Origin of the sequence: Shigella sp. FJ200513, from assembly GCF_040495915.1 — a bacterium.
Classification (GTDB): Bacteria; Pseudomonadota; Gammaproteobacteria; order Enterobacterales; family Enterobacteriaceae; genus ECMA0423.
The window spans coordinates 1-21095 of record NZ_JBDYCV010000001.1; the positions used below are offsets into that span (position 1 = coordinate 1).

Consider the following 21095-nt stretch of genomic DNA (forward strand, 5'->3'; position numbering starts at 1 on the left):
TTTTCTGCTCATTATTAGCTCCTTCTGATGCCATTCTATTTCAGGAAGGAGTGTCCGTTAAACTCAGGCTACCTCAATACAAGCAAAAACTTTCTCACTGGCTGTCACCCTTGCTGGAACCGGGTGAAGATGTTTATCAGCTTTCGGGTAACGATCTCGCGCTGCGACTGAATACAGAATCGCACCAGGAGCGCATTACCGCACTGGATAGTCATCTCAAGCAATTTCGTTTCTTTTGGGATGGGATGCCGATGCAACCGCAGATTGGCGTCAGTTACTGCTATGTGCGCTCGCCAGTGAATCATATCTACCTGCTGCTGGGAGAGCTAAATACGGTCGCCGAACTTTCCATCGTGACCAACGCCCCGGAAAATATGCAGCGTTGCGGGGCAATGTATTTGCAACGCGAATTGAAAGATAAAGTCGCGATGATGAATCGACTACAGCAGGCGCTGGAACACAACCATTTTTTCCTGATGGCCCAGCCGATTACCGGTATGCGTGGTGATGTTTACCATGAAATTCTTCTGCGCATGAAAGGTGAGAATGATGAACTGATCGGCCCCGGTAGCTTCTTGCCGGTCGCGCACGAATTTGGTTTATCGTCGAGTATCGACATGTGGGTCATTGAGCATACGCTGCAATTTATGGCTGAAAACAGAGCGAAGATGCCCGCTCACCGTTTTGCTATTAATCTGTCTCCAACCTCGGTATGTCAGGCTCGTTTTCCTGTTGAAGTCAGTCAGTTGCTGGCTAAATATCAGATTGAAGCGTGGCAACTTATTTTTGAAGTCACCGAAAGTAATGCTCTGACCAATGTTAAGCAGGCGCAAATCACCTTGCAGCATCTTCAGGAATTAGGCTGCCAGATTGCGATTGATGATTTCGGCACCGGCTACGCCAGCTATGCACGGCTTAAAAATGTGAATGCCGATCTGCTTAAAATTGACGGCAGCTTTATCCGCAATATTGTGTCAAATAGTCTGGATTATCAGATTGTGGCGTCGATTTGCCATCTGGCGCGAATGAAGAAAATGCGGGTAGTGGCAGAGTACGTTGAAAACGAAGAGATCCGCGAGGCGGTGCTCTCTTTGGGGATCGATTATATGCAGGGTTATCTTATTGGTAAGCCGCAACCGTTAATTGATACGCTGAATGAAATCGAACCCATTCGCGAAAGTGCCTGAATAATGCGGGCCGACATTTCTCGTCGGCCCGCAAAGCATTAAGCGGCGATTTCTGGGGTACTTTCTTCTTCAATTTTCAACCGCCAGCCAGCCACGCCTTCCCAGTATTCTTGCTCCTTTTCCAGATCAAGCAGTACCAGCGCATTCTGACTAAACCAGTCATGCGGGAAACGCAGTGTCCAGTGACTGTCATCAGTAATCAGTGTCAATGTTGGCGGTGTGGTGGTTGCCTGACGTTGATTGTTTAGTAATACGCCAAGGCGCAATAGCTGTATCAGTGGCAGGAACTGTTTCTTCTTAAACAAGGTAAAGCGCGGCAGATCGTCGAGCTTAATCGCTTTACGGTGATAGCGCACCAGTGTCGCCATCATCAGCTGCTGTTCCTGATTAAAACCCGGCAAGTCACTGTTTTGCAGAATATAAGCGGAGTGGCGATGCAAACCGCTGTGGTTGATATTCAACCCGACCTCATGCAGCATGGCGGCCCATCGCAGTAGCGCCTCCAGTTGCGGATGCGCCAGCTTCGGTTGCTGTTCCCGCCACTGTTCGTACATTTGCATAGTGGTATCCAGCACTCGTCGGGCCTGTTCGCTGTCTATGTGATACTGGTTGGCGAGGCTGCTGGCGGTGCGACTACGCACATCCTGATGACGGAAACGTCCTTCCATTTCATACAGTACGCCTTCGCGTAACGCCCCGTCAGAAAGGCGCAGTTCACGGATGGCTAAAGCATCAAACACACCACATAAAATCGCCAGTCCAGGAACGAAGACTGTTTTCCGCTCTTCGGAAAGACCCGGTAAACTCAGCGATGCGAAATTACGGTGACGTAAAATTTCTTTTACCAGTTTTTCCAGACGTTCCGGGGTAATTATCCCGTCTTTCTCGCCCATTTCCATTAACACTTCATGGGCGGCTTTTATGGTACCGGAAGCGCCCATTGCAACGTTCCAGCCCTGAATACGGAATTGCCAGGTTAAAGTTTCCAGTTTTTGTGCTGCCGCCATGCGAGCGCGCTGAAAATTCTCTTTATTGATGACCCCGCCAGGAAAATAAAGCTGGGCAAAGCTGACACAACCCATCCGGCGGCTTTCAACGAGAATAGGTTCGAAATTTTCACCAATCACCAGTTCCGTAGATCCGCCGCCAATATCAATAACCAGTTTGCGACCTTTTTCCGGTTGGGTATGTTCCACGCCCATAAAAATCAGACGGGCTTCTTCATTACCGGAAATAATTTCAATCGGGTAGGGAATGACCTTTTCCGCGCGTTTCAGAAAGTCAGTGGCGTTCAGCGCCTGACGCAGCGTATGGGTGCCGACTATACAGACGCTGGCAGGAGAAAACCCTTGTAGCCGTTCGGCAAACAGCGACAGACAGTTCAAACCGCGCGTCATTGCCTCTTCACTCAACATATTATCTGGCCCCAGGCCGTCCGCCAGATGCACCCGCTGTTTCAGGCGGCCAATAATCTGCATGGCACCATCTACCACACGGGCTATGACCATGTGAAAACTGTTTGAACCAAGATCGACCGCAGCAAACTCCTGCGGACGAGGGGATTTATCGTGTATTGGCATAGGGTTATTCAGGTTGTTCGAGTGATTTGATGTAGTCGTAAATCGCCAACTGCGCCCGTACTTTGCGGCGATTGCCGCGGGGAACGTAGCGATTACTGAGTTCTTTATCGATATAACGTGCTTTGACCGTATCGCTGAACAATATGTCGATGATGTCCAGCACCCGCTGCTTCAGGCGCGGATCGAGCAGCGGTGTCGCCACTTCAATACGATAATCAATATTGCGCGTCATCCAGTCGGCGGAAGAAAGGTAGACCTTTTTATCGCCGCCATTTTCAAAAATATAAACCCGGTCATGTTCAAGGTAACGGTCAACAATACTGATGGCACGAATGTTGTCGCTAATGCCTTCCAGATTGGGGATCAGCGAACACATTCCGCGAACCAGCAGATTAACCGGTACGCCGGAGCTGGAGGCCGCATACAGACGATCAACCAGGCCTTTATCGACAAGGTTATTTAGCTTCAGGGTGATACCACTGGGCAGCCCTTGCTGCGCGTTGGCGATTTCGCGGTCTACCATTTCATATAACAGACGGCGAGAGTTTTGCGGTGACACCATTAAATAATCAAATGTCACCGGGCGGTATGGGTTTTCAATAAAGTTAAATACCCGCCGTACTTCGTTGGTGATACGCGCATCTGCGGTCAGCAACGAATAGTCAGTATAAAGACGCGCGGTTTTTTCGTTAAAGTTCCCGGTCCCGATGTGTGCGTAACGGACCACTTCACCGTTTTCTTTACGTGAAATCAGGAACAGTTTGGCGTGAATTTTCAGCCCCGGCGCAGAGAAGATAACGTGCACGCCTGCTTCGGTCAGGCGCTTCGCCCAGTGAATGTTGGCTTCTTCGTCGAAACGCGCCTGTAACTCAACCACCACAGTGACTTTCTTACCGTTATGTGCGGCGTGGATCATCGAGTCGATGATGCGTGAATCTTTCGCCACGCGGTAAATGTTAATTTTAATCGCCAGTACGCTTGGGTCGAACGAAGCCTGACGCAGCAGTTCCAGCACATGCTCAAAGGTGTGATAAGGATAATAGAGCAACACATCGCGTTCGCGAATGGCATCAAAACCATTGCGGAACTGGGCTTTATCAAACCAAATATGGCGTAAACGCGGCAGTGGTTTGTTCACCAGATTGGCTTTGCCGACATTGGGGAAATTAATAAAGTCTTTAAAATTATGATAACGACCGCCGGGGACGATGGAGTCGTAGCGGGAAATAGTCAGTTTTTCGCGTAACACTTCAACCAGCGCATTGGGCATATCGCGCTGATAAACAAAACGCACCGGCTCAGCAGTTAAACGCTGCTTGAGACTGGAAGACATCAACTCCATCAGGCTGGCTTCCATCTCATGCACTAAATCGTATTCGGCATCGCGGGTCATCTTCATTGAATAGGCATTCAGCGCGTCATAATCAAAGAAGCCTTTGAAAATATCATCAAGGCAGTAACGCAGAATGTTATCCAGAAGAATCATCGGCTTGCGTCGACGCGGCGCTTCTGGCGGTAAATTCACAAAGCGCGGCACTTTATCTGATGGGATCTCCAGCAGCGCGTAACGGATGCTATCGCTACGGATAATTTCCACCGCCAGATAGGTGTAATCATCTTTCAGGAACTGCACTAAGTCAGTGTCAGGATTGATTAAAATCGGCGTAATGTGCTGACGCAGATACTGCTTAAAATAATGACGCAGCCAGTTTTGTTGATTGACGGAGAGCTGGCGTTCATTAATCAGGAAGATCTGGTTGCGCGCCATCTCCAGCAATAGCTCGTTGTAGAGGCCGTCGAATTCCTGATCGGCTTTCAGCACCCGGGACTGAATTTTGCCCAGTAAATGGCGGGAATGAGCGTTGGAGCCTTGTTCTTCGCTAATAATGATGCGTCGCTTCAGTTCAGCGAAGCGGACTTTATAGAACTCATCAAGGTTATTGGAATAGATCCCCAGGAAACGCATCCTTTCAATCAGCGGGTTAGATTTGTCCGCCGCTTCCTGAAGCACGCGTTCATTGAACGATAACCAACTGAGCTCTTTTTCGATGTATAGCTTTTCCTGACCCATTACCACTTTTACTCCGTTTTATTCACGGGACACTGCCTGGATATTATGGCGAGCAATATTGGCAGATGTCCAACTATGCCAGAAAAGGGGGAAAAAAACTGCTGGAGCTTGCGATTTACAGGTGAATTGAAAAACGCCAGCGGCAGAGCTGGCGCTTTAACTACGGGGGCATTACTCGTCGGCAGCGTAGCCCTGCGGCGGCAGACGTTGACCATCCAGCCACGCGGCGTTTTCGTGCATTTTCAGACGACCATCGGCAAACCAGCTAATCACCAGTGGATAAATAGCGTGTTCCTGGGTTTGCACGCGGGCGGTGATGTCATCTTCCGTATCACCAGCAAATACCGGGACTTTCGCCTGTAAAATAACCGGGCCACCGTCCAGTTCATCGGTGACGAAATGCACCGATGTACCGTGCTCTTCATCGCCATTTTCCAGCGCCTGACGATGGGTGTGTAATCCGGGATATTTCGGCAGCAGAGAAGGGTGAATGTTCAGCAAACGCCCGGCATAGTGGGAGACAAACGCCGGGCTGAGAATGCGCATAAAACCAGCCAGCACGACCACATCGGGTGCGTACATGTCGATTTCATGAATCAACTCCCGGTCATAGGCTTCACGACTGTCAAACGCGCTGGCGATGAGCGTATGCGTTGCAATACCCGCCTGGCGGGCGCGTTCAAGGCCGAACGCGTCGGCCTTATTGCTGAAAACTGCCCGTACGGTGCCTTTAATTTTGTTGGTTTTACAGGCGTCAATAATTGCCTGTAAATTACTTCCGTTGCCGGAAATAAGCACCACAATATTCATTATTCGATAACCACGCGTTGTTCGGAATCAGAGGCTTTGATGATACCGATTTTCCACGCGTTTTCACCGTTGGCATTTAGCAGGGCGAGGGCTTTGTCCACTTCCGGAGCAGGCAGGGCGATAATCATCCCGACGCCGCAGTTGAAGGTGCGATACATTTCATGGCGCTCAACGTTACCTGCCGTTTGCAGCCAGTTGAACACTTCCGGCCACTGCCAGGAAGATTCATCAATCACTGCCTGGGTATTATCTGGCAATACGCGCGGAATGTTTTCCCAGAAGCCGCCGCCGGTCAGGTGCGCAATGGCATGCACATCGACCTTTTCAATCAACTCCAGCACTGACTTCACGTAAATGCGGGTCGGTGCCAGCAGATGATCGGCTAATGGCTTACCATCAAGTTCGGTGGTTTGCGGATCACAACCGCTGACTTCAAGAATTTTGCGCACCAGCGAATAGCCGTTCGAGTGCGGACCGCTGGAACCGAGTGCAATCAGCACATCGCCGTCGCTGACTTTAGAGCCGTCGATGATTTCTGATTTTTCTACCACGCCCACGCAGAAACCCGCGACATCGTAATCTTCACCGTGATACATCCCCGGCATTTCTGCCGTTTCGCCACCCACCAGAGAACAGCCCGATTGCAGACAACCTTCCGCGATGCCGCTGATCACCGCTGAAGCGGTATCAACATCCAGTTTTCCGGTTGCGTAATAGTCGAGGAAAAACAGCGGTTCCGCACCTTGCACCACCAGGTCATTAACGCACATGGCGACCAGATCAATACCAATGGTGTCGTGACGTTTTAAGTCCATTGCCAGACGCAGCTTGGTACCTACGCCGTCAGTGCCGGAAACCAGCACGGGTTCACGATATTTTTGCGGCAATGCACACAGCGCACCGAAGCCGCCCAGACCGCCCATCACTTCCGGACGACGCGTTTTCTTCACTACGCCTTTGATTCTTCCAACCAGAGCATTACCCGCGTCAATATCAACACCGGCATCTTTGTAGCTAAGAGAGGTTTTATCGGTCACTGCTTGGGTCCCCACGCGTTACTTGCGGTAGAAAAATAAAATTCGGCGCAATTCTAACAGGGAAAGCAAACGTTTGCGAGACTGTTTTACACAACCTTTTTGCACGTCTTTTCCCCGGGCGCGCGGCGAAAGAAGACTTGTGCCAGGGCAAAGGTTAGTTTTCGGATGGAATAATCTTCTTTCATAACCATTTGAATATAAAATAACTTTATCTCAAACTGTTATCATTTTGACTAAAGTCAACGAAAATAATATTGCCGCCCTGAAGAAAGGAGGTATAATCCGTCGATTTTTTTGTGGCTGCCCCTCAAAGGAGAAAGAGTATGAAGATCGTGGAAGTCAAACACCCACTCGTCAAACACAAGCTGGGACTGATGCGTGAGCAAGATATCAGCACCAAGCGCTTTCGCGAACTCGCTTCCGAAGTGGGTAGCCTGCTGACTTACGAAGCGACCGCCGACCTCGAAACGGAAAAAGTAACTATCGAAGGCTGGAACGGCCCGGTAGAAATCGACCAGATCAAAGGTAAGAAAATTACCGTTGTGCCAATTCTGCGTGCGGGTCTTGGTATGATGGACGGTGTGCTGGAAAACGTTCCGAGCGCGCGCATCAGCGTTGTCGGTATGTACCGTAATGAAGAAACGCTGGAGCCGGTACCGTACTTCCAGAAACTGGTTTCTAACATCGATGAGCGTATGGCGCTGATCGTTGACCCAATGCTGGCAACCGGTGGTTCCGTTATCGCGACCATCGACCTGCTGAAAAAAGCGGGCTGCAGCAGCATCAAAGTTCTGGTGCTGGTCGCTGCGCCAGAAGGTATCGCTGCGCTGGAAAAAGCGCACCCGGACGTCGAACTGTATACTGCATCGATTGACCAGGGACTGAACGAGCACGGATACATTATTCCGGGCCTCGGCGATGCCGGTGACAAAATCTTTGGTACGAAATAAAGAATAAAAATAATTAAAGCCGACTTTAAGAGTCGGCTTTTTTTTGAGTAAAGCGCCTATAACACATAATACAGAGGATAATACTATGACGCGCCGTGCTATCGGGGTGAGTGAAAGACCGCCACTTTTACAGACAATCCCGCTTAGTTTGCAACATTTGTTCGCCATGTTTGGTGCAACCGTCCTGGTGCCCGTCTTATTTCATATTAACCCGGCGACTGTACTGTTATTTAACGGTATTGGAACGCTGCTGTATCTCTTCATCTGTAAAGGGAAAATTCCGGCTTATCTTGGTTCCAGCTTTGCCTTTATTTCACCGGTATTGTTACTGTTGCCGTTAGGGTATGAAGTCGCGCTGGGCGGCTTTATTATGTGCGGCGTGCTGTTCTGCCTGGTTTCTTTTATCGTGAAGAAAGCGGGGACCGGCTGGTTGGACGTGCTGTTTCCACCTGCGGCAATGGGCGCAATCGTTGCCGTCATCGGTCTGGAGCTGGCGGGCGTAGCTGCCGGTATGGCGGGTTTACTCCCGGCTGAAGGGCAAACGCCAAACTCCAAAACCATCATCATCTCTATTACCACCCTGGCGGTCACGGTTTTAGGTTCCGTGCTGTTTCGTGGTTTCCTGGCAATTATCCCGATTTTAATTGGCGTGCTGGTGGGGTACGCGCTCTCTTTCGCAATGGGAATTGTCGATACCACGCCGATTATTAATGCTCACTGGTTTGCACTGCCAACCCTCTATACGCCGCGCTTCGAGTGGTTTGCCATTCTGACTATTCTGCCAGCGGCGTTAGTGGTTATTGCCGAACACGTAGGGCACCTGGTAGTAACGGCTAATATCGTCAAAAAAGATCTGCTGCGCGATCCAGGTCTGCACCGTTCGATGTTTGCTAACGGCCTGTCGACCGTGATCTCCGGCTTCTTTGGCTCTACGCCAAATACCACTTACGGAGAAAACATTGGCGTGATGGCGATCACCCGTGTTTACAGTACCTGGGTTATCGGCGGGGCGGCGATTTTCGCTATCCTGCTTTCCTGCGTCGGTAAACTGGCTGCCGCTATCCAGATGATCCCATTGCCGGTGATGGGCGGCGTTTCGCTGCTGCTTTATGGTGTCATTGGTGCTTCCGGTATTCGTGTTTTGATCGAATCGAAAGTGGATTACAACAAAGCACAGAACCTGATCCTGACTTCCGTGATTTTGATCATCGGCGTCAGTGGCGCGAAGGTAAACATCGGCGCGGCGGAGTTAAAAGGTATGGCGCTGGCGACCATCGTCGGTATCGGCTTAAGTTTGATTTTCAAACTGATCAGTGTGCTGCGCCCTGAAGAAGTGGTGCTGGACGCAGAAGACGCGGATATAACAGACAAATAATGTACCGACCGGGCAGTGTTGCTGCCCGGTTCAAACATCATGGGATTCTGTGGTAAACTTCTCGCGATTTTGTGAAATCCTGGTTGAGGTATCTCTGAACACACCGGCACAGCTCTCTTTGCCACTTTATCTTCCTGACGACGAAACCTTTGCAAGTTTCTGGCCGGGGGATAACTCCTCTTTACTGGCCGCGCTGCAAAACGTGCTGCGTCAGGAACATAGCGGTTACATCTATCTCTGGGCACGCGAAGGCGCGGGGCGCAGCCATCTGCTGCACGCGGCTTGCGCGGAATTGTCGCAGCGTGGCGATGCGGTGGGCTATGTCCCGCTGGATAAACGCACCTGGTTTGTTCCGGAAGTGCTCGACGGTATGGAGCATTTGTCGCTGGTCTGTATCGACAACATTGAGTGTATTGCAGGCGATGAGTTGTGGGAGATGGCGATTTTCGATCTCTACAATCGAATTCTGGAATCGGGCAAAACACGGTTGTTGATCACCGGCGATCGTCCACCGCGGCAGTTGAATCTGGGATTACCGGATCTCGCGTCGCGTCTCGACTGGGGGCAGATCTACAAATTGCAGCCACTTTCTGATGAAGATAAGTTGCAGGCGCTACAGTTACGCGCGCGTTTGCGTGGTTTTGAACTGCCGGAAGATGTGGGGCGTTTCTTGCTGAAGCGGCTCGACAGAGAAATGCGCACGCTATTTATGACGTTGGATCAGTTGGATCGTGCGTCGATTACCGCGCAACGTAAGCTGACCATTCCGTTTGTGAAAGAAATTCTGAAGTTGTAGATAAGGTGTTTATTGTCGGATGCGGCGCGAACGCCTGACCTACGCGAAGTTAATCCATAGTATTCGTAGGCCGGATAAGACGTGGCAAGCGTCGCATCCGGCAATGTGCTTCAACTAGCGATGGAGCACATCTTAACCCACGATTTCCAGTACCTGCTCCGGTGGACGACCAATCCGCGCTTTGCCATTCGCGACCATAATCGGGCGCTCCATCAGCTTCGGATTATCCACCATTGCCTGAATCAGCGCCTCTTCGCTAAGCGAACTGTCAGCCAGGTTTAGTTCTTTATAAAGATCCTCTTTCTGGCGCATCAATTCACGGGCGCTATTCATCCCCAGCATTTTCAGCAAATCGCGCAGCGTTGCCGCATCGGCGGGTGTCTCAAGGTAGAGCACCACTTCTGGCTCCACGCCGTTTTCTTTCAGCAGGTTCAGCGTTTCCCGGCTCTTTGAACAGCGTGGGTTATGGTAGATTTTTACCTGTTTGGTCATTGTTCTTCCTTTAATGCGAATTACATCTTGGTATAAGGCTTAAAGCGTTTCTGCAGCTGGCGCAACTGGTCGATGCGCGCATCGTAACGCGCTTGTTGCAGGCTGCCTAATTTCACCTGCGAACTGGCGCTACTCAACAGCGAAATGGCCTGATCGAGTCGTCCGGCGAGCGCATAACCTTCTGCTCGCGCAGCCAGCTCCTGATCGCGGTTATTTAGCGCGGCTTCCGCCTGTGCCAGCAAATCCCAGCCGTTGCTGTCATCTTTATTATTAAAGGTGTAGCGATTCAGAATATTGGCCGCTTCTTGTGGTTGACCGCCTTGCAGATAAGCGTTCGCCAGGTTGAGCTGCAACACCGGATTGGTGCGTAAATCGCGGGCATTTTTCAGGCGATTGATTGCCTCATTGGCTTTGTTTTGCCCAAGATCGATATCGGTAGCCAGATCGAGATACCATGCGTTGCCAGGTTCTGCCGCCAGTAACGGTTGCAGCGTTTTACGCGCCTCGTCGTATTTATTGGCTTCCATCGCCTGTAAAGCACGACCATATTGCGCCGCTCGTTGCTGACGAACGTTTCCTTTCGCCCATTCATCCAGCAAATCACTGGTGAGCTGGTTACGTCCGGAATTATACATCCCCAGTGTGCGCGCTTTCGCCAGATAGAAATCTTCCGACGACTGCACCACCATCGGGCGCATCTGATTAGCACGGTTGCGGGCATCTGCCAGACGACTTTCCGGCAACGGGTGAGTCAATAAAATTTCCGGCGGGCGCGAGGAGTAACGCGCCTGATCGAGCAATTTTTCCAGGAAGGTCGGCATCGCCTGTGGATCGAATCCCGAGCGTTGCAGCACCTGAATACCAATGCGGTCCGCTTCCTGTTCATTTTGCTGGGTGAAACTGATCATCCCCTGGCGCGTTCCCGCCAGTGTACCGGTCAGCGCCGCCATCCCCGCCTGCGGACTGGCCATCGCCAGTAAAATAGAACCTAACGCGCCGACCCAGGTCAGCGGCGCGCTGCGTTGTTGATCTTCCATCGCTCGCGCCAGGTGACGTTGGGTGACGTGGGAGATTTCGTGCGCCATAACTGAAGCCAGTTGACTTTCGTTATCGGAATAACGGAACAGGGCAGAGTGCAGCACCACGTTGCCGCCAAAGAAAGCAAAGGCGTTAATTTCGTCGTTGTTGATCAGAAAAAAATGAAACGGTGTCTTAACCGAATTGGCATGCGAAACCAGACGCATCCCCAGCGAATTAATATATTGCGTTAACAGCGGGTCATTAATTAACGGCGCGCTGCCGCGTAGCTGGCGGACATAATAGTCGCCCATCTGCATTTCCTGACCAATGGAAAGCGTGCTTCCTGCGGAGGTTCCCATATCCGGCAAGGTGTCTGCGCTGTCGGCAAACGCCGGGGCTACCTGACCAATGGTCATAGCAGCAATGAGGGTTGCAACCAGGTTTTTTTTCAACTGCCTGAACATAACCTCTATCCTGTATTTCTGAAGATAGTCATTTGACCGATACTGTGAAATATCGTTCCCACCTCGCCGCCTTTGAGTGTAACGGCGAAGATTAGCCCACTCAAATGACTTTTCAGTTTCCTGAATCCGTCATAAAAAGCGAAGTCTTTTTTGTGACATTTCGATACAATTGCGGATCGCAATCCCGCTCTTGAGGTTCAGGGAAGGTCTTTATGCTCGAAATGTTGATGCAATGGTATCGCCGCCGTTTTAGCGACCCGGAAGCGATTGCCTTGCTGGTTATTTTAGTTGCCGGATTTGGCATTATCTTTTTCTTTAGTGGCCTGCTTGCTCCGTTGCTGGTGGCTATTGTGCTGGCTTATTTGCTGGAATGGCCAACCGTGCGCCTGCAATCTATTGGCTGCTCCCGCCGCTGGGCGACGTCGATTGTATTGGTGGTTTTTGTCGGTATATTGCTACTGATGGCGTTCGTGGTACTGCCTATCGCCTGGCAACAGGGCATCTACTTAATCCGCGATATGCCGGGGATGCTCAATAAGCTTTCTGACTTTGCCGCCACGTTGCCGCGCCGCTATCCGGTGTTAATGGACGCGGGCATTATTGATGCAATGGCCGAAAATATGCGCAGTCGGATGCTGACCATGGGCGATTCGGTGGTGAAAATTTCCCTCGCCTCGCTGGTCGGTTTGCTGACCATAGCCGTCTATCTGGTGCTGGTGCCATTGATGGTCTTCTTCCTGCTGAAAGACAAAGAGCAGATGCTGAACGCCGTTCGCCGGGTGCTGCCGCGTAACCGTGGGCTGGCAGGACAGGTGTGGAAGGAGATGAATCAACAAATCACCAACTATATCCGCGGCAAAGTGCTGGAGATGATCGTGGTGGGGATCGCCACCTGGCTGGGGTTCTTGCTCTTCGGGCTGAACTATTCGCTGCTGCTGGCAGTGCTGGTCGGCTTCTCGGTTCTTATTCCGTACATTGGCGCATTTGTGGTGACCATTCCGGTGGTTGGCGTGGCGCTATTCCAGTTTGGCGCAGGTACTGAATTCTGGAGCTGCTTCGCGGTGTATCTGATTATTCAGGCGCTGGACGGCAACCTGCTAGTACCGGTGTTGTTCTCCGAAGCGGTTAACCTGCATCCGCTGGTGATTATTTTATCGGTGGTGATCTTCGGTGGTTTGTGGGGATTCTGGGGCGTATTCTTCGCCATTCCATTGGCGACGCTGATCAAAGCCGTGATCCACGCCTGGCCCGATGGGCAAATCGCGCAAGAATAATCTTCAGCCCGACGAACTGTTTCGCCGGGCTGATTTTTCAGGATTCCTGACGTAAATAAATAGCCCGACGAACTGTTTCGCCGGGCTGATTTTTCAGGATTCCTGACGTAAATAAATAGCCCGATAACAAATACTCACCAGCACTGCACCGCCGATAATATTACCCAGCATCACCGGGAGCAGATTGGCGGTAATAAAATGGCTGACCGTCAGTGCCGGAAAATTGTCTGCGCTACTGTGCGCCAGTTGCCAGAAGGAGGTAGGGGCGAAATGGCGAATGGCAATGGCGAACGGAATCACAAACAAATTGGCGATACAGTGCTCAAAGCCACTGGCGACAAACAGGGTGATGGACAAAATCATGGCGACGATTTTGTCGCATAACGAACGTCCGCAATAACTCATCCACAGCGCCAGGCAAACCATCAGATTGCACATAATGCCGAGGCTGACAGATTCAGTAAATGTATGATGCATTTTGCCCTCGGCGCAGTGTAAAATCGCGACTCCCCACATCGCGTTTTCACTCATCACCAGCCCGGAAAACCAGATTAACAAACTGAAACAGGCAATACCTGCCAGATTACCGCAGGCCACCAGAAGTGCGTTAATCAGCCAAGTTCGCCAACTAATAACGCCCCGACTTTTTGCCATTACCGTCATTACCGACGAGGTGAACAGGCTGGTGCCGCAAACCGCCAGCAAAATAAAGCCAAGTGTAAAGCAAAGGCCGCCCACCAGATGGGTTAATGCCTATGAAGACGGGGCATCGGCGATAACGGAAAGGTAAAAAGTAAATCCGATCGCCATAAACACGCCAGCGGACATCGCCATAAACACGCCAGCGGACATCGCCATTAAAAAGACCGACACTTTACTGCGGGCAATTTTATGGGCGGCAATCCGTTCAGCGATTGCCGCTTTTCTGGCGCTCAACTGCAAGTCGAAAGAGAGTTTGTTTCTCATGCATACTCCTGCAAAAGCAGATTACAACACCTCGCGAACCGAGATTCCCAGACGCTGCATTCGTGACAGCAGCGTGGTGCGCTTCATCCCTAATCGTGTCGCCGCGCCACGGGGCCCGGCAACAATGCCATTGGTTTCTCGCAATACCTGAACAATGCGCTGACGTTCTTCTTCGTCATTCTCTGGCGTCGTCGGGTGCAGCAACTACGCCATTGAACTGCGAAGCGCTGAATCTTCATTTAGCGTCGGCAGTAAACGGCTTTGTCGGACATTAAGATGTAAATTCAGACTGTTACCGCGAGTCAGCAGTACCGCTCGCTCAATCACGTTTTCCAGCTCGCGCACGTTGCCCGGCCAGTCCCACGACATCAACTGGCGTAGCGCCTCGGTCGGGATGGCGTCAATTGAACGATTCATATGGCGCGCCATTTTTTGCGTGAAATGCTTTGCTAAAAGAGGGATATCTTCCGGACGGTCGCGCAGCGGAGGCAATTCCAGTGGGAAGACATTCAGGCGATAAAAGAGATCGCTGCGAAACTGGCGATCTTCAACCATTTGCCACAAATCACGGTTGGTGGCGGCAATGACTCTGACATTTACCGGGATCGTTCTACTCCCGCCGAGACGCTCAATCTCCCGTTCCTGCAATACGCGCAGCAGTTTAGGCTGAAGTTCTAACGGCAGATCGCCAATTTCATCGAGAAACAACGTGCCGCCATCGGCAATTTCAAAACGACCACGATGGGTATTAATCGCACCAGTAAACGCCCCTTTGTCATGACCGAATAACTCACTTTCCAGAAGACTGGCGGGGATGGCAGCGCAGTTGATTTTGACCAGCGGCTTGTCGTGTCGCGGGCTAAGTTGATGGATCGCTCTGGCGATCACCTCTTTGCCGGTTCCGGTTTCACCGCAAATCAACACCGTACTGTCGCTCTTCGCCACAATATCTACCTGCTGGAGCAGGTCTTCCATTGCCTGGCTTTGATAGATAATGTCACCGACGCCCAGATTCGAAAGGAGCTGCTCGCTAAGCTGGTGGTTTTCTTGCTGCAAACTTTCCTGCAAATCGGTCATTCTACGGCAGGCATCGGCATTGCCAACGGCAATAGCGATGCGATCGGCTATGTGTTGTAGTAGCTGGCAGTTTTCCTCACTAAAGAGAGTGGAAGAGGTATGCGCCAGCAACAATGCACCCGGTGTATGGTTGCCAAAGGTAAGCGGTATAAGGAGCGCAGATTCGCAGCCGTTAGATGCAAGTAAGAGTAATAACGGGTCGCGTTGCCAGAGAAACAGATCATCTGCACGGTGCGTCAAGGTCGGTTGTCGGGTTTGTAGCGTTTGTGTCAGCAATACACTGTCGCCAGGCATATTGTGTGGCAGACACGCACAATGTGAGGCAGAAAGATCGCTGCACCACAGGCTGAACTTCTCGTTCTTTCGATGATCGCCCAGTACCATACTGACTGAAGCCAGACCGAAAAAATGATGGATCTCACGAGCGACGTCAGCGATCAGATCGTCGAGATCAAGATGTGACAGCACTGCATTAGTGATATCCACCAGTACCCGATGATGATCGCGATCTTTCTCCAGCAAACGCAGCGCCACCTGCTGTGCTTCATCATTGAGCCATGATTGCAGAACCGGGGTGATAATGCGTGCCAGCCAGTTAAACAGTGTGCAATCCTGGGGAGTAAAACGGCTGCCGTGGGTACGAATAAAGCGTAGCTCCGCCATTCCACTACTGCCGAGAAGGACGGCGTAACGCGAATAATCGACCATCTCGCCCTGATACTCTGTTGTTGCCGTCACATCGCTGCCATCATCATGGTAGCGGTAATAGAAGTTGCTTTTGAGAACATGCAGTTCAATAAGTTGTACCGGGCTGAACGGCGGCGGCAGCGGGATGAAGGCGCGTAATAAAGACGCCTTGCCGTGTTTCTGCGCTAACCGCTCCGCGAGCATTCCGTTTACCGCTTCAATTGTTATTCCTTGCGGCGGGGCAAACATCGCTTCGTCTGACATAGCCATCAACAGTCCTTATTAATGAGAAATCCTTCTCACGCAATTTTTCTGGCCATCAGATAGATAGCCGGTTCCAGCACAATTTCATCCAACAGATGAATGAATTGAATGCTACGCGCTTGCCACACAGACGTCGCGTCATCTGCCAGTGGCGCGAATGCCCGGGTCAACAGGGCGGTGTGGCTGGCGTCAATAACAATCTCACCAAAAGTCATCACCCCCAGCATCTTACGTCGGGCTTGCTCCTCTTCGACCAGTGCAAGCCAATCTTCGTATTCCGTCAGTGGGCAGCGGAAGGCGACATTCAGACAATCAATCACGCCAACGTGATGACCGATAGCCAGCGAGTAATACATTACCTGAGAGCTGTGTTCCGGCATCTCGTCGCTACTGGCGACAAACTTTTTTCGCAGCGTCCAGAAAACAATTTCCCCGCACTCTTCAGTCATGTAACCCCCGGAGTACGCGAAAGAGTTGCTGAACGATACTATTGAGACGTGGATCGTCGGCATCGCGCAACCAGGTGTTAACCCGATTTCCTGTAGGATCGTCGCTTAAATGGCGCAGGAGCCGATCGCAAATTTCTCGCCCCTGACGATAGCCCGCCAGCCGCCGCGCTTCTCGCTCAATGGCGATACGCTGTGATGGCGGGATCTGCGGCCACAACGGTTGCATAGTCACCCCGGTGGGATCGCGATAATCCACCGCGTGAATCTTCTGTTGCAGCAAACCGAGCGCCACGGCGAAACCGTGAATGGTGGCGGCCGGTGTTGGCGGGCAGCCGGGGATCCAAACATCAATGGGGACAATGGTGTCGCTGCCGCCCCAGACGCTGTAGAGATCGTGGAAAATACCGCCGCCGACACCGCACGCGCCGTAGGAAACACAGATTTTATGATCGGGGGCAGACTCATACGCCCGAAGTGCAGGCATACGCATCGCCCGGGTGACTGCGCCAGTAAATAACAAAATATCGGCGTGACGCGGTGATGAAACAACCTTAATGCCAAAACGTTCTGCGTCGAATACGGGGGTGATGGCAGCAAAAATTTCGATTTCACAGGCGTTGCAGCCGCCGCAATCGATGCGATAAACGTAAGCCGAGCGACGGATATCCTGTAGCAAATGCCGCTTCATCTTTTGCGTTTGCTCGTCCAGCGTGATGGGCTGGCTGACATATTGCGTAAGCACTGGACTCATAGCTGCTCCTTAGCCACCAGCGGTACATCTGTATCGTCGTTGATCAGCGTTGCGCGTTGTTTGCACTCCGGGCAGACGCTCGCTTGCGCCCATAACATTTCGCGGTTTTGTGGAGCATTTTGTTGCTGTGCCAACAATTCAGCAGCCAGTGCGACGGTTTTTTGCGGGGCAAACGGGCGTTCGCAACGGCTGCAACGTTGTAGATGGAACGTCGCGTGGGTATAGAGATCGGCTTTATGGGTGACGGTCAGTTCAAAGTTATTGGTAAGCTGGATGGCTCTGGTCGGGCACACTTCTTCACAACGTCCGCAGTAAATACAACGCCCCAGATAGAGCTGCCAGGTGCGCGAATTTTGCTGGTCGTCGGTCTGGATAGTCAGCGCATTTGCCGGACAAGCACAGGCGCAGGCACCGCAGGCAATACATTGGCTGGGCATCAGGTCCGGTTTCCCGCGAAAGCCTGGGCTGACCTCCAGTGGCGCGAAGGGATATTTCACCGTCGCGGTTCCGGCGCGCATAATAGTTTTCAGTAACTTCAGCATCTTCTGTCCTTACTTCAGCGGCGAACGGTTACGATCAATGCCGTAGCGTTCGATCTCTTTATACAGCACGGTTTTTGACTGGCGCTTGCGCACATCTACCAGCGTCACACGGTCGGTACAGGAGTAGCAGGGATCAAGGCTACCGATAATCAGCGGTGCGTCAGAAACGGTATTGCCGCGCAGCATGTAACGCAACACCGGCCAGTTGGCGTAGGTGGCGGCACGACAGCGCCAGCGGAACAATTTTTGGTTATCACCGAGCATGCTCCAGTGCACGTCTTCACCGCGTGGCGCTTCAACAAAGCCCAGCGCGAATGCGTGAGGTTTATAGCTAAAGCCTTCGGTCAGCAGTGGGGTATCCGGCATGTTGTCGAGGGCAAATTCCAGCATTGCCAGCGAATCAAACGTCTCTTTGACACGGACCATCACGCGGGAGAAAACATCGCCGCCGGTAAAGGTAAACAGTGTTTTTGGAATATTGCCGTAGTCGGCGTAGGGGTGATCAAAGCGCAAATCACGGGCAAAACCACTGCGCGGATCAGCGGCCCTACAGGGCTATAATCACGGGCGATTTGTCGGTCGAGAATGCCAATGCCCTGAGTGCGTTGTTCCATATTCGGCGTAGCAAGCAGCATCTCTACCAGCTCCGACACGTCGGCGCGCATCTCGCGCACCAGTTTCAGCGTTTGCAGACGTTGCTCTTTGAGAATATCGCGGCGAACACCACCAATCAGATTCAGACCGTAGGTTTTACGCGACCCGGTCAGCAATTCCGCCATCGTCATCGACTTTTCCCGCACGCGGAAAAATTGCATAAAGCCGGTATCAAAACCAACAAAATGGCAGGAGAGGCCAAGGTTGAGCAAATGACTGTGTAGCCGCTCGACTTCCAGCAGAATCGAGCGAATAGTATGTGCTCGTTGCGGCACCTCAATCCCCAGTGCATTTTCAACCGAGTTGGTATAGGCCACACTGTGGGCAAAACCGCAAATCCCACACACGCGGTCCGATAAGAAGGTCACTTCGTTGTAGCCCATCCGCGTTTCTGCCAGTTTCTCCATGCCGCGATGGACATAAAACAGGCGGTAATCAGCATCGACAATTTGCTCGCCATCCACAAACAAGCGGAAGTGACCCGGTTCATAGGAGGTGATATGCAGCGGGCCGACAGGGATCACCCGCGCATCGCTGTTGCCCTCATTGATAAACGCATACGTTTCGGAATCTGTCGTCGGTTCAGGGCGCAGTCGATAATCCATCGCATCTTTGCGCAGCGGATGCATATCTTCCGGCCAGTCATCGGGCAACACCAGGCGACGCTGATCCGGCAGGCCAACCGGAATCAGCCCGTACATATCGCGAATTTCTCGCTCGCCCCAGACCGCGGCAGGGACGCGCGGTGTGACTGACGGAAACTCCCGACTGTCGGCATCGACCAGTGCCTTCACCACGATCCAGCATTTTTCGGCCCCTTCCATTGAAAGGGCATAATAAACCGCGTAATGACCGTTAAGTGTCCGCTCGTCGTTGCCAAACAGGACTGGAAGCCAGCCATCATGTTGATAATAAAGATAATGTACAACGTCAGGCAGCAGATTGATTTTCACCGTAATGGTGACCTGTTCAGGCGTTTGTCGCTCTTCATCCAGCACCGCGCCGGGGAACTGCGTTTTCAGGGCGGCGAGAATCGCTTCGCCACGATTTGACGATGAATTAACGTTCACTGTGTTTCTCCGAAACAGATGCGGTGCCTGAAGGCAAAAAATCATGCCAGGTGCTACGTTGTGCAGGCAGGTCGTGCGTCCCTGAGAGGACTATAGTGGAAGCGCCCGCCAGGATCCTGATGACAGGTTGTGGAATATGCGTTCCCATCGCCAGCATCATGACCAGCAGAATCACCATTGGCGAGGTGGTCAACCAGCCGAGATCACCCCGGTTAACGGCCTGCGGCGGTTTCGCCATTAACACCCGCGCAGCCATCCGTACCAGGCCCGCCAGCACCAGCGTTAACAGCAATAACAGCAGGACGATAATCAGCAGGTGATTACGTGCCAGTCCTGCGGTAACGGTCATAAATTCGCTAAGAAAAATGTTGAAGGGCGGCATCCCTGCCAGCGCCAGCGCCAGCGCACCGCCGCCAAACAGCACGGCGGTAAATGGCATGATTTTGAGCATCCCACAGACGACGTTGAGATCGCGCGTGCCGTACTTGAGCAGTACATTGCCGGAACCGCAGAACAGCAGCGTTTTTGCCAGACTGTGGTTTAAGGTGTGCAGCAGCGCGGCAAAAATTCCCAGCGGCCCGCCAATGCCTAGCGCCACCGCGACCAGCCCCATGTTCTCCACGCTGGAGTACGCCAGCAGACGCTTAATGTCCCGCTGTACCAGAATGAAAAATGCCGCCACGGCAACCGACAACATGCCGAAGATGAGCAACAACCGGTTGGGGAAATCGCTGCCGATGGCCTGGCAAATAATGATGTAATAGCGAATCAGCACCAACAGCGCGCAGTTCAGCAATACGGCGGAGAGCAGGGCGCTGACCGGACTCGGCGCTTCACTGTGAGCATCCGGCAGCCAGGCGTGCATGGGAAATAGCCCGGTTTTGGTACCAAAGCCAATTAGCACAAACACAAAGGCCAACAGCATTAATGTTGGGTCAAGCAAGGACGATTGCTTAAGAACCTCGCTCCAGAATATCGCCATTTCTGCCTGCGGCATAACGCTGGCGGCGTTGGCGTATACCAGCACGGTACCGAACAGACCAAAAGCGACACCAACAGTACAAATAATGATGTACTTCCATGCTGATTCCAGCGATGAACGCTGACCGTAAATGCCTACCAGAAACGCCGAGCTTAAGGTGGTGGCTTCGATCGCCGCCCACATCACAATCAGGTTATTGCTGGTAACAACCAGCAGCATGGTGAACAAAAACAGATGGAAGAAACCGTAGTAATCGCACAGTGTAACGGGTGAAAGCTCGCCGTGTGCCACTTCATGACGCATGTAGCCAATCGAGTAAACACCGGTGAGAAAGCCAATCACACCAAGAATGGCGAGGAACAAACCGCCCAGACCATCAATATGAAGCCACAGTCCCGCAGCGAATATTTCTCCTGCATCAGCGGCAGTTTGGACCACCCAGAGTGCTAGAATCAGCAGCAGTGTGATCCCTAAGCTATGTAATACAGTCACCGTACAAGTCGCAGAGAGCCCCCGTTTCCGGCAGGCAAAACAGAGCAGCGAAAAAAGCAGCGGCGTGAGCAGGAGTAAAGCGAACATCACAGAATAACTCATCTC

15 protein-coding genes and 3 pseudogenes are annotated in these 21095 nt (G+C 52.0%); 5 read left to right on the plus strand and 13 right to left on the minus strand.

Going from position 1 to position 21095, the window contains the following annotated elements:
* Positions 1-1187: cyclic diguanylate phosphodiesterase (locus ABZJ92_RS00005; protein WP_077697941.1), on the plus strand; the 1187-nt coding region annotated here is incomplete at its 5' end.
* Positions 1188-1225: 38 nt separating this feature from the next.
* Here the strand turns inward: ABZJ92_RS00005 and ppx are convergent.
* The 4 genes from ppx to purM all read right to left on the minus strand — a co-directional run bounded on the left by ppx (position 1226) and on the right by purM (position 6685).
* Positions 1226-2767 carry an exopolyphosphatase gene (gene ppx, locus ABZJ92_RS00010; RefSeq protein ID WP_001121355.1) on the minus strand — a complete coding sequence of 514 codons (1542 nt, stop codon included), beginning with the start codon at positions 2765-2767 and terminating at the stop codon, positions 1226-1228.
* Between the two features lie 4 nt (positions 2768-2771).
* On the minus strand, positions 2772-4838 hold the full coding sequence (gene ppk1 / locus ABZJ92_RS00015; protein WP_000529560.1) for a polyphosphate kinase 1: 2067 nt from the start codon (positions 4836-4838) through the stop codon (positions 2772-2774).
* 171 nt (positions 4839-5009) lie between these two features.
* Positions 5010-5648: a phosphoribosylglycinamide formyltransferase gene (gene purN / locus ABZJ92_RS00020; protein ID WP_001028614.1), complete on the minus strand. Its 639-nt coding sequence runs from the start codon at positions 5646-5648 to the stop codon at positions 5010-5012.
* The gene (gene purM, locus ABZJ92_RS00025; RefSeq protein WP_001295474.1) at positions 5648-6685 is read right to left on the minus strand and encodes a phosphoribosylformylglycinamidine cyclo-ligase; all 1038 of its coding nucleotides are present in this window, start codon (positions 6683-6685) and stop codon (positions 5648-5650) included. Before purM ends, purN begins: the two co-directional genes overlap by 1 nt.
* A gap of 323 nt (positions 6686-7008) precedes the next feature.
* Between purM and upp the strand changes: the two genes are divergently transcribed.
* The 3 genes from upp to ABZJ92_RS00040 all read left to right on the plus strand — a co-directional run bounded on the left by upp (position 7009) and on the right by ABZJ92_RS00040 (position 9806).
* A complete protein-coding gene (gene upp / locus ABZJ92_RS00030; protein WP_001295473.1) occupies positions 7009-7635 on the plus strand; it encodes a uracil phosphoribosyltransferase in 627 nt (208 codons plus the stop codon).
* Positions 7636-7720: 85 nt separating this feature from the next.
* A complete protein-coding gene (gene uraA / locus ABZJ92_RS00035; RefSeq protein ID WP_005130140.1) occupies positions 7721-9010 on the plus strand; it encodes a uracil permease in 1290 nt (429 codons plus the stop codon).
* 94 nt (positions 9011-9104) lie between these two features.
* A complete protein-coding gene (locus ABZJ92_RS00040; RefSeq protein ID WP_001307333.1) occupies positions 9105-9806 on the plus strand; it encodes a DnaA inactivator Hda in 702 nt (233 codons plus the stop codon).
* A 132-nt stretch (positions 9807-9938) separates the two neighbouring features.
* On the opposite strand, the gene arsC is transcribed toward ABZJ92_RS00040, so the two are convergent.
* Positions 9939-10298 carry an arsenate reductase (glutaredoxin) gene (gene arsC / locus ABZJ92_RS00045; RefSeq protein WP_000166448.1) on the minus strand — a complete coding sequence of 120 codons (360 nt, stop codon included), beginning with the start codon at positions 10296-10298 and terminating at the stop codon, positions 9939-9941.
* A 20-nt stretch (positions 10299-10318) separates the two neighbouring features.
* Positions 10319-11782 (minus strand): beta-barrel assembly-enhancing protease, encoded by a 1464-nt coding sequence (gene bepA / locus ABZJ92_RS00050; protein WP_000489668.1) that lies wholly within the window; start codon positions 11780-11782, stop codon positions 10319-10321.
* 212 nt (positions 11783-11994) lie between these two features.
* Here bepA and ABZJ92_RS00055 point away from each other — a divergent pair, with 212 nt between their 5' ends.
* Positions 11995-13056 carry an AI-2E family transporter gene (locus tag ABZJ92_RS00055; protein WP_000892049.1) on the plus strand — a complete coding sequence of 354 codons (1062 nt, stop codon included), beginning with the start codon at positions 11995-11997 and terminating at the stop codon, positions 13054-13056.
* Between the two features lie 93 nt (positions 13057-13149).
* On the opposite strand, the pseudogene focB reads toward ABZJ92_RS00055, so the two are convergent.
* The 7 genes and pseudogenes from focB to hyfF all read right to left on the minus strand — a co-directional run bounded on the left by focB (position 13150) and on the right by hyfF (position 21092).
* Positions 13150-14022: pseudogene (focB, locus tag ABZJ92_RS00060) on the minus strand (formate transporter FocB).
* A gap of 21 nt (positions 14023-14043) precedes the next feature.
* A pseudogene (gene hyfR, locus ABZJ92_RS00065) lies at positions 14044-16056 on the minus strand (DNA-binding transcriptional regulator HyfR).
* A gap of 29 nt (positions 16057-16085) precedes the next feature.
* Positions 16086-16499 (minus strand): hydrogenase 4 assembly chaperone HyfJ, encoded by a 414-nt coding sequence (gene hyfJ / locus ABZJ92_RS00070; RefSeq protein ID WP_000133937.1) that lies wholly within the window; start codon positions 16497-16499, stop codon positions 16086-16088.
* Positions 16492-17250, minus strand: coding sequence for a hydrogenase 4 catalytic subunit HyfI (hyfI, locus tag ABZJ92_RS00075; protein ID WP_000075574.1), 759 nt, complete (start codon positions 17248-17250; stop codon positions 16492-16494). Before hyfI ends, hyfJ begins: the two co-directional genes overlap by 8 nt.
* The gene (hyfH, locus tag ABZJ92_RS00080; RefSeq protein WP_000916053.1) at positions 17247-17792 is read right to left on the minus strand and encodes a hydrogenase 4 subunit H; all 546 of its coding nucleotides are present in this window, start codon (positions 17790-17792) and stop codon (positions 17247-17249) included. The genes hyfI and hyfH overlap by 4 nt, the downstream gene beginning before the upstream one ends.
* 9 nt (positions 17793-17801) lie before the next feature.
* Positions 17802-19516: pseudogene (gene hyfG / locus ABZJ92_RS00085) on the minus strand (hydrogenase 4 catalytic subunit HyfG).
* Positions 19506-21092 (minus strand): hydrogenase 4 subunit F, encoded by a 1587-nt coding sequence (gene hyfF / locus ABZJ92_RS00090; RefSeq protein ID WP_000122555.1) that lies wholly within the window; start codon positions 21090-21092, stop codon positions 19506-19508. Before hyfF ends, hyfG begins: the two are co-directional and overlap by 11 nt.
* Positions 21093-21095: the final 3 nt, after the last annotated feature.